This window comes from Draconibacterium sp. IB214405 (genome assembly GCF_033963885.1).
Classification (GTDB): domain Bacteria; phylum Bacteroidota; class Bacteroidia; order Bacteroidales; family Prolixibacteraceae; genus Draconibacterium.
The window spans coordinates 588,931-606,307 of record NZ_JAXBMA010000002.1 but is presented as its reverse complement, the minus strand read 5'-3'; the positions used below and the strand labels follow the sequence as shown (position 1 = coordinate 606,307).

The following is a 17,377-nucleotide window of genomic DNA, read 5'->3' as shown; positions in this document are numbered from 1 at the left end:
ATAATTTATTATTAATAAGTAAGTACAACCTTATTTTTATAAATAATTCCATTTATGTCTGTTACGATATGATAAACACCCGGAGCCACTTCTCCTCCCTTACCATTTTTAGCATTCCATTTTAGCTGATGGATCCCTCGATTAAGGTTCGCATCATCCAGTAGTTGGGTAATGCGCTGCCCGGTTTGGGTTACAACAAACACTTTTGTTCGACAATCTTCCGGCAACTTAATTTCAACTGTAAGCTCATTTTTAAATGGATTTGGGAAACAGCTTACCTTGGCCGGTTCTTGTTTTGCCATGTTACCAATAGCTGTCAGCACTGAGTTTTCGAGGCTCAACACAACCGATTCATGTTTGGTAAATACTTCCGCCCCCTGAACATATGTTGTTTCAAGTTCCAGTTCTTTATCAGAATCTGCTTTCCAAATGCGCACTTTATATCCATCACCTTCTGTAAATCCGGGCATTCCGGAATCATCACTTGCTGAAGCAGCTATTGAAACAAAACCATTTCGAAGTATTTCTTCAGAAAGTACTACAGCACCAACACAATTTACACCATCGTATATGGCCAGTTCATCACCGGCAGTTAACAAATCTTCATTTAGGCCAACCAGGTTGAAGTTCATATGGTCTACACCATTGCCAGAAATACCTGTTTTAAAGTGTTGTGTCGGTACAGAAACTGAAACTTTTGCCAAAGATTTTGGATAACTTTCCAGTATCCAAAGAGTATCCGGTGCACTTACCTTAATTTTGTAACCTTCGCCGGGTTGGAAGTTTCCTATTAGGTTTTGCCAACCTCCAAAAATGCCCCAGTTTTCGATAGAGTTTCCGGCCTCGTCCTGAACTTTTATAAGTATTCCTTCATCGATTAGTGACTGCACAATGTCTATGCCATTGGTATTTTGCAATTGGGGGTAACCAATAATATTCCAACCGTTTGCCAAAGGAATTGCAAAAGGATAGTCAACTGCATTTCCATTTAAGTGAACCTGATCCTCATTCAGCAATCTCACTTTATAACCTTCTGTAGGACTTATATTTCCAATATTATTCGTCCAGCCTCCAAACTCACCTAAATCTTCTAGCGATCGACCAGCTTCATCCTGAATTTTAATCAGTGACCCATTATTTATATTCGTCTGGAAAACATCTAACAAATCATTAGGACTATTATAATTCGGAGCAGAAAAAATGTTCCATCCGGCTTCAAGTGAAACGTTCATGTTCACATTTCCTGGTACTCCGGATATATAATCAGAACGAGGTCCTTCATTCCCCGATGCATCGTAAACAGATATAGCAAAATAATAGGTCGAATCATTTAATAAACCGGAAAGATTATAAGTTGAGTCAGTGCCCACTATTATTGGTGATTCTGTACCATAAACTGTGTGAACACCATTAAAGGGAGCAACGGTATCAGTGTCATAATAAATAACATATCCTGCAATGTCTTCCTCACTATTCCCAAACCAGTTTAGAACAACCTCTCCATCTCCTGTAATTATATCCTTTATTACTGGTCTGGCCGGTGCAATCGTGTCATAATAGACTACTTCTGAATTTGAACTTGCAGAACCAATAACACTGGTAACATTTATTTCTCCAATACCGGCAAGATGACTGGATCTTATCTGAAAATTAATTTCACCGTCTAAAGAAGCAATTTGAATGCCTTCGAATGAAGTATCCAGATCGGACGTTAAAACTGTCCCATGTGACAAGCCAACAGTAAATAAGGTTCCATCCTCTATAACGGTTGAATCATTATTCAATATTGAACTACTAGAGATTGTAGCTACGGAAATACTATCCGCGTAAATACTATCCGGATTGGAATATAAACTAAAATCACCATAAGGCATTGATGGAGCAAGCGTAAATAAACCCAGTTGTTGAATTGGAGCTGTTACCGAATGGTCAATAGTATCAACAACACCCCCAACATACACCCATTTTTTATTTGCCTTATCTTCATAATACATGCCTAACGCGTTTTCATCAATATCTCCTAATTCTGTTGGATCATATTTAATATTTAGGATAGCCGTGTCAAGCAATTCTGTTCCATAGGGTTCAAACTGATAAAAACCACCTATACCATATTGCATTCCGTAAATTTCCTCTGCCATCATACGGTTCTGTTCCGCAATTTCTTTTACTCTTGTTGAAACACTGGCTGATTTTAAATCTGAAGCTTCTCCGTACCACGACCAGGATGTAACAGAAACTGAATCAATATCCTGAGGAACTGCTTCTGGCGGAAGATCAATATAAGAGCCATTTTCACTTATTGCATATTGTACTTGAGCACTTTTTTCTCTTGAAAATAATCCTCTAAAATCCCCCATTAATAATCTCACCCATTTAGGTACCTCATTTATTATATCTCTCATTACAGTTTCATAACTTAAAGGAACAGTGGGAATAACATTATCAAACTTTTGATTAACGAAATGTTCTCCCCATGCCCATTTCCCTCGTTCTACTATCATTGATTTTCCTTCTTCAAACGATATTCCTGCTCCAACATTAGCATACAAAACAGCTGCAGATGCCTCAAATCCTACATTAAAAGAAATGCTTTTACTCAAATCACTTCTTTTAATCTCATAACTCACTGAAGCGTTTCCATCCGCCGTTGTTTGGATGTCATTTATTAGATTAAATACTTTTGCAAGAATATTTTGAAAAGTGTTGGAATTCACTTTAATACTCATTCCTGAAATAGGTGCATCAGTGACATTACGGATTTCATCCGTTAGACCTGCAATAGCTTCCATTACCTGATCGCCTGATATTCGATACTCTATTTCCTGCTCCCACTGATTTAATAGATTTCTACTTAATATGGCAATTCGGTATTCTTTGATCTTGGTTAAATCATTATAATCTAAAACGGCGGTAAATTGCAATCCTAGACGTCCATCCATACCTATGGAAAGGCCCAGACCTCCATCATAAAAATTACCAGTTGATTCTTCTTTTGTGGATAATTTAAGCCCTGCGCTGGCATTAATGTTTATTTCCCCAGACAACCTAAGGGAGCTTTCGAACTGATTCTCCAAATGATTAAATTTCCCCATAATTCCTGCATTTGCACTTGCTCCTACATTCGCAGATACGCCAAGTCCTACAGTTTTAGCGACTTCAACTCCTGCAGAAGCAGATGCTTCGGCATATGGACCTATCTCTATTCCCCATGTATCCGATACATTTGCCTCTAATAAAGTAGCATCATTAGAAAATACAGATTCGCATAATGTTAACAAGCGGATTAATGTGTTATCTAGTTTCTTATAACTTCCATCGGCTACCAAAATGTATTTGGCTATAGCTTGATAGTCATTTTCTGATACATAAGGGAATACATATTCATCTTCCTTAATTCCGGTAATATCAACACCCAAACCAGCTTCTGCTCCAACGCCTGCAGAAACTACTCCAAGTTCAGTTTTAACTCCAGGAGAACGCACTTTAAATCCGATTTCACCAGTAGAGCGGCCTTGTCGACTAATGTTTACCTCGAGAGGAAGTAATGAGTTGGCTTCATCAACTGTTAGCGTGGTGATTCCGCCTTGTTCTAGTTTTACACTAGCCTCAATAAACATAAATGCACCTCCCAATTTTAAAAAGTTACTTCCTCCATAATATCGAGAGTATTTTTTCGATTCTATTTCTGTTATAAAGTTTAATGGTGAATCAATATTTATATTATTGACTGAACTAATTGAAAATGTTTCTTGATCACCAACCTCTCCACTCCCTATCCGGTGACTGGGAATAGCAATATCAATAAATCCATTCTTATCTGAATAAATCAACTGATAATAATTTGTTCCTACCACTTCAACGGGAACAAGGGAAAGCGGATTACCATTATAGTTATTTATGACCTGATAATAGCGATGTAAAGTTCCTCCCTGCACGACAGTAGAAACATCAGGATTGGGATCAGGCATTAAATCCTGAACGGTATACTCTATCGGAACAGGAGTCAGCTGTATATCCACAGTTTTTTCAGGATTAGACTCAGGGACATGAATACCCGAAATAGTTACAGGTTCATATGAACCAGACATTACCATAAGTTCGTAACCATAACCATAAGCAACTTTTAATTCATAATATCCTTCAGCATCGGATGGTGAAGATTCATAATTTAAAGCTTTTACAATAACCCCATCAATGGGTAAACCAGTTGCACTGTTTGTAATTTTCCCTCTTATAAAAGCTTCATCGGATTTTACATTAAGTTCTAACTTTTCGGTTAAAACGGGATAAGTTGTTACACCATCGGGAGCTAATAAGCCGGAATTCGATAAATAAATATTACCGGTTCCCGAATTAATTGCCGAAAACTGAATGTTAAACATTTCCTGCGGATAGCCGGTACTTATACCAGTTGTTGTATTTAAACGTGTAATTCCAACCACAGCCCTTCCGTTTGCATTATCGATGTCCTTTAAAAACACTGTATTGGTTTGACCGTCCTCACTTAGAAAGATGGCCTCGCTAATGGAATTAATATTTACAAGGGCAGGATCGAAGTTTATATCGAAAGAAACACCAAAAAGATCATTTACATTGGATACCTGAACCGATGTTTGAAAATTCTCTCCCGGGAATACGATAATCTCATCGGGATCAAATGATACGGTTGAATGATCTTCATCAATGTTTACGTTTACCATAAAGTTGTCTGTATTTACAACATATTGAGAAACACCATCCGGTAAAATAAGACCGGTATTGTTCAAAATAATTTCGGAGCTTCCAAAATTATTGGTCTTTAGAGTCAAAGTAAGTAATCGGTTTGAGGAAGTTGAAGTTACACCACTTACAGGACTGGTTAAACGTGTTATAGCTAAATTACACTTACCGGTTGCATTGTTTATATTCTTTAAAAATGTGGTTTGAGCAGTTCCGTTCTCATTTAAAAATTCACCTTCCGTTGCACTTAATATGGTAACAACCGAAGGATCGTAACTTAATTCCGTTGTAAACGTCATTAAATCCTCCACCGGACCAACCATTATATCAACGGTAATCACTTCATCCGGATCAGCATAATACTCCGTTTTATCAAAATACACGTCGGCATATTCATTTGGCATTACAACATTAACGGTTGAGTGACTTGTAGCAACCGGAATTGTTGTTACTCCATCAGGCTCGACTAAACCAGTGTTTGAGAGAATAAGATTACTGGTACCTGTACTTTTTGACTTAAAGTGCAGTGTTAGTACCGACTTATTCACAGTTGAAGAAACACCACTGGCCGGGCTGGTTAAGCGCGTTATGGCTAGCACACACTTCCCTCCTTCATTATCTATGGTTTTTAAGAAGGTAGTTTGGTCGCTTCCTCCATTATTTAAGAAAGAGCCTTCTGTTACACCGGTTAACTCAACAACTTCAGGATTAAACATTAAATCAGTTGTAAATGTCATCACATTCTGAACCGGTGCCAGCATAATATCAACGGTAAAGGTTTCCAGAGGTCCGGCATTGTATGTAATTGGATCTAAATAAACCGAAACACTTTCTACAGCATTTCCTTCACTTCCATTTATTCCATTGCCAAAATTCTCTCCGTAAACAAGATTACTTACTATCAAACATCCAATAAGTAGAATCGTACTCCGTCTGAATAGATTTATATATTTTATATATGAATTCATACCTTAGTATTTTAATCTGAACTAACTAACGATCGATTATTTTGGTAATACCACCATCTTCCGACTCAATTGATATTCTCCATCGGTCAGATTTAAATAATAGATTCCACCTGGTAATCTTCCGCCTTTTGCATCATATCGGCTATATTCATAATTGTAGACTCCAGGATCAAGCGTTCCCTGAAAGATTACATCCAATTCCTGACCGGCCAGGTTATAAACCGCCAATTTTACTTTTTTAGCTTCTCCTGTCGGAATTCTGAATTGAATTTTTGTTTGTTCTGAAAATGGATTCGGATAATTTTGTCCCAACGCAAATACTCCTGGTTCATCAATAGAACCAATATCAGTCAAATTCAATTGGAAGTCTGTTGTGTTAAGACCTAATTTCGTAGTTCCATCCATAGCCATTAGTCCGGCATTTGAGAACTTAAAGGATAATGGCAGTTTTATAGTTTTTGATTTGAACTTTAATTCACATACGGTTCCGGAACCATCCAATCCGTTTACAGTATTATCTAAGCTTGCCAGTCCAATCGTGACCTGTCCTTTATCCTGATCAATCTGACTTAAAAAGATATTCTCTCCTTTACCTTCAATATCATTGTATTGAATAACTGCAAGTAATTCAAACATTTCCCGATCGTAGTTCACCTGGAATGCCAAACCGATTGCTTCTTTTATTTCATCTGCAGTTACAAATACAGAGAATTCGTTATTGCTTCTAAAATCTGTTGGTTCTGCCTTTATTTTCAGGTTAGTTAAATGTTCCGACTTTAGATTATTCAAGGCGTAGAATGGATGCGTATAACTCGATTTCAGATTCGACTGGCCAAAATACGTTGCGAAAATGGCTAAGTCAAAACCATCTACCATACCCGAAGAGTTAAGGTCACATGGCTCATTCCAATTATCCAGCTCAGGTGTAGAGCCAAAAGCTACAGCAAACTGTGCCAGATCAAAACCATTTACACTACCGTCAACATTAAAGTCTGCCGGGAGAATAACAAATGTTATTTCTTCTAAGGAGTAAGGATCGTAACTAACATTGGCAGAACTCGTATTATCCTGATAATCATAAATCATATCGTTTATCTCTGTCGGATCAGATGTTCCCCACCAGTTATTAGTAGCATCCAACCAAATTGTTGACGCATTCTGATAAACATAAGTCTTTAATCCATAGCCGTTATTACCCATAATGTTACAATTATTGATAATAGCATTTGGCCCTGGATTACTTGTAGAGTATGCATGCAAGTAAATACCATCTCCGCTATTACCGGAAACAGTACAAAAAGTTATTTCCGGTGATATATTTGAGGTATGTGAATAAACCTCAATCCCCTGGTTCAGATGCCATGAAATATCCATATTCATCACCTTTGGTGAAGAAGCATAGATATAAATCCCTTTAGAACAGCTCTCGACCTTTCCTCCACTAAACGTTGCTGCAGGCTCTCCATTGCTGTATATACCCGTTCCTTTCTGGTATTGCAAACCGGTATTCGTTATCAATATATCTGAGATTACCGGACTCGCATTCTGCGTATAAATACCATATTCACTAAACTGGGTAACTTCAAGCCCATTTACCGTTGCGACATAATCCGGAACATCAGTATCGGCAAAAGTCAAACCACGGGTTACATAACTTATTTTGACATTGCTTACTGTGGACTGACGTCCATCATCACTGGCACCATTAAAAACAATACCCTTCCAGTCTCCTGCCTGTGGATAATCCGAATTCGAGGTAAAAACTACAGGGGAAGCCTCGGTACCGCTTACCGTTAACTTTCCATCGTCTACAACGAATGAATATTTACCATCATTATCAACTTTTACCTGTGTACCGGCACTTATGCTTAGCGTGTTATTATTATTAACCATTACATTTCCTACCAATACAGCTGCAGAATTCCACACCTCGTCATTTTCTACCGGACCAAGCTTGTAATTTCCTGAATACGAATTTCCACCCTCAGCATCTAGAAAGGGAACAAAATCAACATAAGAAGCAGATGTATTTTCGTGATAATCATAAATCATATCGTTTATCTCTGTCGGATCAGATGTTCCCCACCAGTTATTAGTAGCATCCAACCAAATTGTTGACGCATTCTGATAAACATAAGTCTTTAATCCATAGCCGTTATTACCCATAATGTTACAATTATTGATAATAGCATTTGGCCCTGGATTACTTGTAGAGTATGCATGCAAGTAAATACCATCTCCGCTATTACCGGAAACAGTACAAAAAGTTATTTCCGGTGATATATTTGAGGTATGTGAATAAACCTCAATCCCCTGGTTCAGATGCCATGAAATATCCATATTCATCACCTTTGGTGAAGAAGCATAGATATAAATCCCTTTAGAACAGCTCTCGACCTTTCCTCCACTAAACGTTGCTGCAGGCTCTCCATTGCTGTATATACCCGTTCCTTTCTGGTATTGCAAACCGGTATTCGTTATCAATATATCTGAGATTACCGGACTCGCATTCTGCGTATAAATACCATATTCACTAAACTGGGTAACTTCAAGCCCATTTACCGTTGCGACATAATTTGGAACATTTACATCTGCAAAGGTCATTCCACGAATTACATAACTGATCTTTACATGATTAACTATCGACTGACGTCCTTCATCACTCGCATCATTAAATATAATCCCTTTCCAGTCTCCTGCCTGCGGATAACCTGAATTCGAGGTAAAAACGACCGGGGAAGCCTCGGTGCCGTTGATTTCCAACTCTCCATCAACAGAAAGTTGAAATCCTGCATCAACTTTTATTTGCACCCCTGCCTCAATAACCAAGCGTGCCGTATCGTGCACCAAAACATTGGTGGTAATAATATACGGTGAGTTAGCTGCTGTCCAGGTTGTGTTATTTGTAATATCACCGGATACATTTGTTGCAACAACCTGCGTAATTACAGATGTAGTTACAAATAAAATGAGTAGAATTCTTTTCATATTTTGATGATTTAGTTTTTGTACAATTGTGTGTTTATCTAATTATTACTTTTCTCTGGAGGTTCACATCTCCTTCCGTAAGTTTTAAAAAGTAGATTCCTCCGGATAACCGCTTTCCATTCTGGTCTTTTCTCTGTATTGTAAATTCATAAACTCCAGGATCCAACCAGCCTTCTTTTATTACTGAAAGCTTTTTCCCTGTTATATCATATAAGGCCAGATTTATACTTTCTCCGTTTCCTCTTGGTATACTCAGGATAATTTTTGATTCTTCAGTAAATGGATTGGGATAATTTTGTGAAAGAGCGATAACATCCAGATCTGTTAATTCATCGATGGAAGTTACATTTATACTCAAATCGTTCGTTTGTAGTTCCAATTCGGTTTTTCCATCCATGGCAATCAAGCCAGCATCTGAGAAGTTAAAATCTAGTGGCAATTTTATGTCCTTTGTTTTAAATTTTAGTTCGCAAACTGTACCAGAACCATTTAAACCATTAACGGTATTATCAAGGCTTGCCAAACCAATTACGACGTTACCCTTATCCTGATCAATTTGACTTAAAAAAATGCTCTCGCCATTACTTTCAATCTCATTGTATTGAACAACTTCTAAAAGCTCAAACATTTGATTATTGTAGTTAACATTAAAAGCTAAGCCAATCGCCTCTTGAATATCTTCGGCCGTTACAAAAACGGAAAACTCATTTTCACTTTTTAATGTTTCCAGGTCAGCTTCCAAAGTAAGTTTTGCAATATTCTCCGATTTTAAATTGGATAAGATATAATAGGGATGTGTATAAGTAGATTTTAAAGTACTTTGCCCGAAATAAGTAGCGAAAATTGCCAAGTCAAATCCATCCACCTGTCCAGATGTGTTTAGATCACAGGCTTCGTTCCAATTCATATTTTCTGATGTGGAACCAAAAGCAACGGCAAATTGAGCAAGATCATAACCATTTACATTACCATCGACATTAAAATCGGCTGGTAGAGGTTCAAAATTTGGTTCCTCAAGTAAATAAGGATCATATTCGACCAAGCCCTTAGAAGAATTATCTACCTGATCATATATACGCTCTTCAATTATAGTTGGATCAGTATAATTCCAATAATTATTAGTAGCATTAATGGTTTGGGTACTATTATTAAATATATCATAAGTGGAATTTGTGTTGATTGATGATTGTGTAATCTGAAGCGAACTCCCACCATTATTAATATACAAACCTGTAGCTTCATTACCTTGTAGTCTTAAATTTGTGAGTATAGAATTTCCACTTCCATTAAAAGTTATGCCATCACCTGAGTTATTGTTGGATGTTAAATTCTGAAAATTTGAAATAATAGAGCTAGCCATATGTATGCCATTTCCTCCATTTGTAGACACTTGACAATTTTTTATCGTTGCATTAATATTTCCGGTATATTTTTGAAGATAAACTCCATAATAAGCATTGTCATGTATTTTAAGGTTCTCAAGATTGACATGCATTGTGGAATTTATTGTACTATAATCATCATAATAAAAACGTGCAGCAGAATAATTGCCTGTAGAAATGTCTTGACCACAACTGTATAGCGCTCCTCCTGTTATATTAATAACCGGATTCCCATCATAACTGTTGTAATTACAATAAATACCCTCCTTCTGAATATCATGAATCGTAAAATCTTTCAAATTAACCTGACTGCGGTTCTGAATAATAACACCCCTGGTACACTCCGAAATCTCAAAATTTCGTAATTCATAGCTATTCATTATCTCCAGACCTCCTATCAATTTACTTAAATGCCAGTACGAAGCCTGGTAGTAGTTCGGGTAAACCGAAGCTACCGGATTCAGAAAAACGCTACCCAATGCATAATCAGTCGATGAACGAAATACTATCGGACTACCCTCCGCTCCCTCTGCATCTAACTGACCATTTACTTGAAAATTAAAATTTCCGGCAAACTCAATGACAGTGCCGGGAGCAATAGCCAAGACATCACTCGTCTGTGAATTATAATCTCCGACAATACTATAAATACTGCCTGCCTCAAATTCTTGACTCCCCATAAATTTCCCTTGTAACATATGTGTTGTCAGTGTACCCCCATCACTCGTCTGATAAGGAGCAAAACTTACATCACCATAAAGCATGTTATTAATTGCTAAACCATCTGTCGTTCCCCACCAGTTCTTTGTAGCATTGACACTGGGAACATTGTATGAGTAAATCGCATAGGAAGCGCTATTGGTAAAAGAACATCCTGTTATCGTTGCATTAATATTTCCGGTATATTTTTGAAGATAAACTCCATAATAAGCATTGTCATGTATTTTAAGGTTCTCAAGATTGACATGCATTGTGGAATTTATTGTACTATAATCATCATAATAAAAACGTGCAGCAGAATAATTGCCTGTAGAAATGTCTTGACCACAACTGTATAGCGCTCCTCCTGTTATATTAATAACCGGATTCCCATCATAACTGTTGTAATTACAATAAATACCCTCCTTCTGAATATCATGAATCGTAAAATCTTTCAAATTAACCTGACTGCGGTTCTGAATAATAACACCCCTGGTACACTCCGAAATCTCAAAATTTCGTAATTCATAGCTATTCATTATCTCCAGACCTCCTATCAATTTACTTAAATGCCAGTACGAAGCCTGGTAGTAGTTCGGGTAAACCGAAGTTATGGGATTTAACTTAACACTGCCCAAAGGATAACTTGTAGATGAACGGAAAACTATAGGATTAGCCTCGGTTCCCTCTGCATCTAACTGACCATTTACCTGAAATATAAAATCATCTGAAAATTCAAGAACAACTCCTGCCTCAATATTAACTTTTGCATTAAAAGTAACATCACCAGTTATTGAATAGGGACTTTCGGCAACAGTTAATGAAACAATGGTATCATTTACACCACTTAAATCTGTTGCGAAACATTGAAGTGACAGGGTAACTCCAAATACAACTACTGAAAACTTACGAAATAACGAGTTTAAAATTGAAGAATAACGTTTCATCACATTGTACGCTTTAGGTTTATACATTTAATGTGTGGTTATCCGAAACGCCTCATCCCTAAGTATGAACCGTTCGTGAATGTATGTAACACTTCCACTATTCAGTTATGAACATGTAATTGTTTGGCTTAGAAAATTTAGATTGATGATTATTTGTTTGCTTGTGGCATTATAAAGACCCCTTATTTTTTATCAATCTTTGATTATAAATTTATGGATATTGGTTAGTATAAACACGTAGAATCATTCCATATAAACAAAAGTCCGTTATTTAGTGATAAGGCATGGGATTTATCAATAAAAAGAGGTATTTATCAACGAAGATTTTAGGTGAGAGAAATTATAATCAAATTAATGAATCAGGGCACAATAGGATGTAAGCAAGAGGCGTAAAATATGAACTCCACAGATATCATTACTCAAACTCTGAAAAAATGCTACTTATGTCTGCGATTAAACTCGGTAATAAAACTCGATGATACCTCAAATTCCATCTCTTTATCGTCAATCCTTACCTCACAAGTTTGATTCGTTTTATCGATCCGGTATATAAACTCGCCGTTTAGTACACAGCTCCTGTTTATTCGATAAAAGCAGGATGGTAACTTTTGAAATAAACGCCCCATATTGTATGAAGACAGATATTCTTCTCCTTTTATGGTCATTATGCGTGTGTAGTTGCCTTCTGCGTTAAATGTCAGTAGTTCTTCCGGTTTGATGTATACATACCCACTTTTAATGGGGAGTTTGAGTTTATTGTGCGCCGAGGGCAAATCTACTCTTTTTAAAAGCGACAACTTGTCTGTTAATTCTTTTAACTCCTTTCTGTCAACTGGTTTTAACAGGTATGTATATACATTCAGTTTTATGGCATTTTCAATATATTTATTGTATGCACTAACAAATATCACAATTAGATCCTGATTATACTCCCTAATGTTCTCAACCACCTGAAGGCCATTTATCCCCGGCATCTCAATATCTAAAAACAAAACATCAGGTTTTAGTTTATTAACCAAACTTTCAATTTTAACAGGATCTTGTAATACCTGAACCACTTCTACTTTCCCGGTTTCCTGTAAAAGACTTTTAAGTAAATCTATTGCCTGCCATTCATCATCGGCAATTAATACTCTGATTTTATCCATAATTGGGAATTGTTAGCTTCTCAAAAATATAAATTTATTGTATTCATCTGAAGCAGTTTCCTATTTATTAAGACACAAATGGTCATTATTAGTATGAATTTTACAGAAGTTTTTCACAATAGTTAAATATCCAATAATTGTTTCATCTTATAAAATATTCTCAGGAAAAGAAATAGCATTGAAAAAGAACGGTCTCAATAAAACAAGCACTTGCAAAGGAATTTTAAATCGTGCTTAAAACTAAACTATTTTATACCTTAGCCGAATAGAAGAAAAACATCAAATACAACAACTAATAGAATTCACTAACATGACACAAAAAACAGCCCTGATAACAGGTATAACGGGACAAGACGGGGGTTACCTCGCGGAATATCTGTTAAAAAAAGGATACATCGTTCACGGGATTAAACGCCGTGCATCTCTTTTTAACACTGACCGAATCGACCATTTATACCAGGACCCGCATGTTGAGAACCGTAATCTAATTTTACACTACGGCGACCTCACCGACAGTATGAACCTCACCAAGATCATTCAGGAGGTTCAACCCGATGAGATTTATAACCTGGCAGCTATGAGCCACGTAAAAGTGAGTTTCGATACGCCGGAATATGTTGCCAATGCCGATGGTATTGGAACACTCCGGATACTGGAAGCTGTTCGTTTGCTCGGTTTAGCTGAAAAAACACGAATCTATCAGGCTTCCACATCAGAGCTTTACGGCCTTGTGCAGGAAGTACCACAAAATGAGAAAACGCCTTTTTACCCACGCTCGCCCTATGCCGTAGCAAAAATGTATGCCTACTGGATAACGGTGAACTATCGAGAGGCCTATAATATGCACGCCAGTAATGGCATCCTTTTTAATCATGAGAGTCCGCAGCGGGGTGAGACCTTCGTAACACGAAAAGTTACCCGTGCGCTGTCGAAAATTGCACTGGGCCTTCAGGAAAAAGTTTACATGGGTAACCTGAGCAGTAAACGTGACTGGGGACATGCCAAAGACTACATCCGCGCCATGTACCTCATTCTGCAACAAGAACAGCCCGACGATTATGTAATTGCTACCGGTATAACTACTACCATCCGTGATTTTATTAAAATGGCTGCAGCTGAAATTGGTATAGAGATTTCGTTTGAAGGTGAAGGTGTTAATGAAAGAGGAATGTTAACGGCGATTGATGAAAAACTATTCATTGAAAAAGTTGGAGAAAAATACCTGCCTGCACTTAAAGAACGCCTCACACAGTCTCAAAGTCACAGTGCTCACAGTCACAGTTCTCAACTCGTCGGTGTCGATCCCATGTATTTCCGTCCAACAGAAGTTGATCTGCTCATTGGTGATCCTACAAAATCAAATACTGTATTGGGTTGGAAACCAAAATACGATCTGCAGGGGCTCGTTGCCGACATGATGCAGAGTGACGTAAAACTAATGAAAAAAGAAAGTTACCTGAAAGACGGTGGTTACCATATAATGAATTACTTTGAATAAAGGAAGAAAGACCATGAGAAGAGGAGACTATTAGAAAATGAGAGAGGGAGAAGAGGAGATAATGAGAGAGAGACGATGAGACTATGAGAAGATGAGAATCGTGCTAAATAAATTCTCAGCGCTCACAGTCCCACCATCTCAATTCTAAACAAAAACCATGGAAAAGATAAAAACACATCGAGAGTTAAAAGTTTATCAGGCTGCATTTAGGATGGCTATGAAGATTTTTGAACTGACAAAAGAATTTCCCAAAGAGGAAATTTATTCTTTGACTGATCAAATACGTCGCTCATCCAGATCTGTTTGTGCCAATACAGCAGAGGCATTTCGCAGAAGAAAATACCCTAAATCTTTTTCGAATAAATTAAATGAAAGTGAAGCGGAAGCCGCCGAAACACAAAACTGGCTGGATTTTGCACTGCAGTGCCGTTATATCTCGATACAAGATCACTCACTGCTTGATCAGGAGTACGAAAACATTATTGGTATGTTAGTTTCAATGCAAAAACATCCCGAAAAATGGTCTATCTAAATCTCAATGCTCATTGTCTCAAAGTCTCAGAGCTCAGAGCCCACAGTCTCACTGCTCACCAACCAAATAATTGCTAAATAGAATGAATAATAAAAAAAAAGTTTTTGTATCGGGTTGTTATGACATGTTACACAGTGGTCATGTAGCCTTCTTTAAAGAAGCTTCCCATTACGGAGATCTATATGTAGGATTAGGCTCCGACAAAACTGTAGCCGACCTAAAAGGTCGACGTACAATCAACAGCGAACAAGAACGCCTGTATATGGTAAAATCTATTAAACACGTCACCGAAGCTTTTGTAAACAGTGGCGGCGGCATCATGGATTTTGAGAATGAACTAAAGGAATTAAAACCCGACTATTTTGTTGTCAATGAAGATGGTTATTCACCGGCAAAAAAAGAGTTGTGCGAATCATTAGGTATTGAGCTAAAGGTTTTAGAACGTATTCCCGATGCAGGCTTACCTCCGCGATCAACCACTTCTATCCGTTCCGGGGACAACTGCACCCTTCCCTATCGTATCGATTTAGCCGGTACCTGGATAGATCAGCCTTATGTATCTAAATTTCACCCGGGATGGGCAATTACCTTATCGCTTGAACCTGTTATTGAATATAACGAACGTTGTGGCATGAGTACGTCAACACGTAATGCCGCAAAGAAAATATGGCCCTACTATCTGCCATTAGAAAAACCTGAAAAACTGGCTGAGATACTTTTTAAATATGAAAACACTCCGGGATCAACACTGATATCCGGGGCGCAAGATGCCATTGGCATTTGTATGCCAGGTCTGGTGCGTCACTATTACGACAATGATTACTGGCCTTTACAGTTTGAATCTGTTCATGATGAAGGAATACTTGACTGGCTGGAAGAACATTTGTTTATGGTGTTGTTATGGCCAAGACCTGCCGGCACAGATTTATTGAAAGAAACCTATATCTCAAATGAAAATGTAAAGGTATTGGCCAATGCCGCTGACAATGCATGGAAAGCCATTCTCAATAAAAACCTAACAGATTTTGCCCGATACTTTAAAAAATCATTCGAAGCGCAAACAACCATGTTTCCTGCCATGTTAAATAAGGAAATTGAGAAGGTGATCGACAGTTATAAAGATCAGGCTCTTGCCTGGAAGCTGGCTGGAGCAGGTGGTGGTGGCTATTTGATATTTGTAGCCGACAAGCAACCTACAGGAAGTATGAAAATAAAGATACGAAGAAAAGAATCCGGACTTTAGGAAAGACCTTGAGAAGATGAGACATTGAGACAATGAGAAGATGAGATGCCAAAAGCAAAATTCTCAAAGTCTCAGTGCCCACAATCTCACAGTCCCAGTGCTCTTCGTATAATTAGTGGAATCAGTGGACAAAAAAATACAAGAATGAACAAAGACGCAAAAATATACATTGCAGGGCACCGCGGTTTGGTTGGCTCAGCCATCTGGAAAAACTTTCAGAACAAAGGTTACAGCAACCTGATCGGAAGAACTTTCGAAGAGCTGGACCTTATGAACCAGCAAGCAGTAGCCGATTTTTTTGAACAGGAGAAACCCGAATATGTTGTTCTTGCGGCAGCAAAGGTTGGCGGAATTATAGCCAATAATACCTATCGAGGCCAGTTCATATACGAAAACCTGCAAATACAGAACAACGTAATACATCAGTCGTATGTGCACGGGATAAAGAAATTACTGTTTTTGGGATCCACCTGTATTTATCCAAAGCAGGCTCCGCAGCCAATGCCGGAGAATTGCCTGTTAACCGACACATTGGAATACACCAATGAACCTTATGCAATTGCCAAAATTGCAGGTTTAAAAATGTGTGAATCATACAACTTGCAATACGGTACTAATTTTATATCAGTAATGCCGACCAACTTGTATGGCCCGAATGATAATTTTAACCTGGAAACCTCACATGTATTGCCGGCCATGGTGCGAAAAATACATTTGTCAAAATGTTTGCTGGAAAATAACTGGGATGCAATTCGTGCAGACCTGAACCGTCGTCCTGTTGAAGGAGTAGATGGTCATTCTGCCAAGGAAAAAGTTTTTAAAATATTAAGGAAATATGGCATTCAAATAATCGATAATTCAGTCATTCTCGATCTCTGGGGAACAGGTAAGCCAATGCGCGAATTCCTGTGGTCAGAAGACATGGCTGATGCCTGTGTATTTTTGATGGAGAACAGAAATTTTGAAGATGTAAAAGCCGAATGCAAAGGTGAAGTTGTCAATACGCATATCAATATCGGAACAGGTAAAGAAATTTCAATCAAACAGCTTTCAGAGGTCATTCAAAAGGAAATAGGCTTTCAGGGATCCATTAGTTTTGACTCAACAAAACCAGACGGGACCATGCGAAAACTCACCGATCCATCAAAATTACACCGCCTGGGGTGGAAGCACAACATAGAACTGGAAGAAGGGATTAAGATGATGTATGAACACTACCTAAAAGGATAAATTCCTGCCAATCAATATTA

8 protein-coding genes are annotated in these 17,377 nt (G+C 37.8%); 4 read left to right on the top strand and 4 right to left on the bottom strand.

Annotation, left to right across the window (positions count from 1 at the left end):
• Positions 1–11: 11 nt before the first annotated feature.
• The 4 genes from SLH46_RS08845 to SLH46_RS08830 form a co-directional block, all read right to left on the bottom strand.
• Positions 12–5,690 carry a cohesin domain-containing protein gene (locus SLH46_RS08845; RefSeq protein ID WP_320280812.1) on the bottom strand — a complete coding sequence of 1,893 codons (5,679 nt, stop codon included), beginning with the start codon at positions 5,688–5,690 and terminating at the stop codon, positions 12–14.
• A 36-nt stretch (positions 5,691–5,726) separates the two neighbouring features.
• Entirely contained in the window at positions 5,727–8,678 is a 2,952-nt protein-coding gene (locus SLH46_RS08840; protein WP_320280811.1) for a right-handed parallel beta-helix repeat-containing protein, read from the bottom strand.
• A 34-nt stretch (positions 8,679–8,712) separates the two neighbouring features.
• Positions 8,713–11,733 (bottom strand): right-handed parallel beta-helix repeat-containing protein, encoded by a 3,021-nt coding sequence (locus tag SLH46_RS08835; RefSeq protein ID WP_320280810.1) that lies wholly within the window; start codon positions 11,731–11,733, stop codon positions 8,713–8,715.
• A 410-nt stretch (positions 11,734–12,143) separates the two neighbouring features.
• A complete protein-coding gene (locus SLH46_RS08830; RefSeq protein ID WP_320280809.1) occupies positions 12,144–12,854 on the bottom strand; it encodes a LytR/AlgR family response regulator transcription factor in 711 nt (236 codons plus the stop codon).
• A gap of 310 nt (positions 12,855–13,164) precedes the next feature.
• Between SLH46_RS08830 and gmd the strand changes: the two genes are divergently transcribed.
• The 4 genes from gmd (at position 13,165) to SLH46_RS08810 (ending at position 17,357) form a co-directional block, all read left to right on the top strand.
• Positions 13,165–14,352: a GDP-mannose 4,6-dehydratase gene (gmd, locus tag SLH46_RS08825; protein WP_320280808.1), complete on the top strand. Its 1,188-nt coding sequence runs from the start codon at positions 13,165–13,167 to the stop codon at positions 14,350–14,352.
• 157 nt (positions 14,353–14,509) lie between these two features.
• Positions 14,510–14,884 (top strand): four helix bundle protein, encoded by a 375-nt coding sequence (locus SLH46_RS08820; protein ID WP_320280807.1) that lies wholly within the window; start codon positions 14,510–14,512, stop codon positions 14,882–14,884.
• Positions 14,885–14,966: 82 nt separating this feature from the next.
• Complete coding sequence (locus SLH46_RS08815; protein WP_320280806.1) at positions 14,967–16,127, top strand: adenylyltransferase/cytidyltransferase family protein; 1,161 nt, start codon at positions 14,967–14,969, stop codon at positions 16,125–16,127.
• Positions 16,128–16,271: 144 nt separating this feature from the next.
• Positions 16,272–17,357 carry a GDP-L-fucose synthase family protein gene (locus SLH46_RS08810; protein WP_320280805.1) on the top strand — a complete coding sequence of 362 codons (1,086 nt, stop codon included), beginning with the start codon at positions 16,272–16,274 and terminating at the stop codon, positions 17,355–17,357.
• The last annotated feature ends 20 nt before the right edge of the window (positions 17,358–17,377 follow it).

Bases quoted from the DNA above. Each gene is read 5' to 3' on its own strand.
- SLH46_RS08820 (WP_320280807.1), top strand. From the start codon at position 14,510: ATGGAAAAGATAAAAACACATCGAGAGTTAAAAGTTTATCAGGCTGCA.
- SLH46_RS08830 (WP_320280809.1), bottom strand. From the start codon at position 12,854: ATGGATAAAATCAGAGTATTAATTGCCGATGATGAATGGCAGGCAATA.
- SLH46_RS08840 (WP_320280811.1), bottom strand. From the start codon at position 8,678: ATGAAAAGAATTCTACTCATTTTATTTGTAACTACATCTGTAATTACG.
- SLH46_RS08835 (WP_320280810.1), bottom strand. From the start codon at position 11,733: ATGTATAAACCTAAAGCGTACAATGTGATGAAACGTTATTCTTCAATT.
- SLH46_RS08815 (WP_320280806.1), top strand. From the start codon at position 14,967: ATGAATAATAAAAAAAAAGTTTTTGTATCGGGTTGTTATGACATGTTA.
- SLH46_RS08810 (WP_320280805.1), top strand. From the start codon at position 16,272: ATGAACAAAGACGCAAAAATATACATTGCAGGGCACCGCGGTTTGGTT.
- SLH46_RS08845 (WP_320280812.1), bottom strand. From the start codon at position 5,690: ATGAATTCATATATAAAATATATAAATCTATTCAGACGGAGTACGATT.
- gmd (WP_320280808.1), top strand. From the start codon at position 13,165: ATGACACAAAAAACAGCCCTGATAACAGGTATAACGGGACAAGACGGG.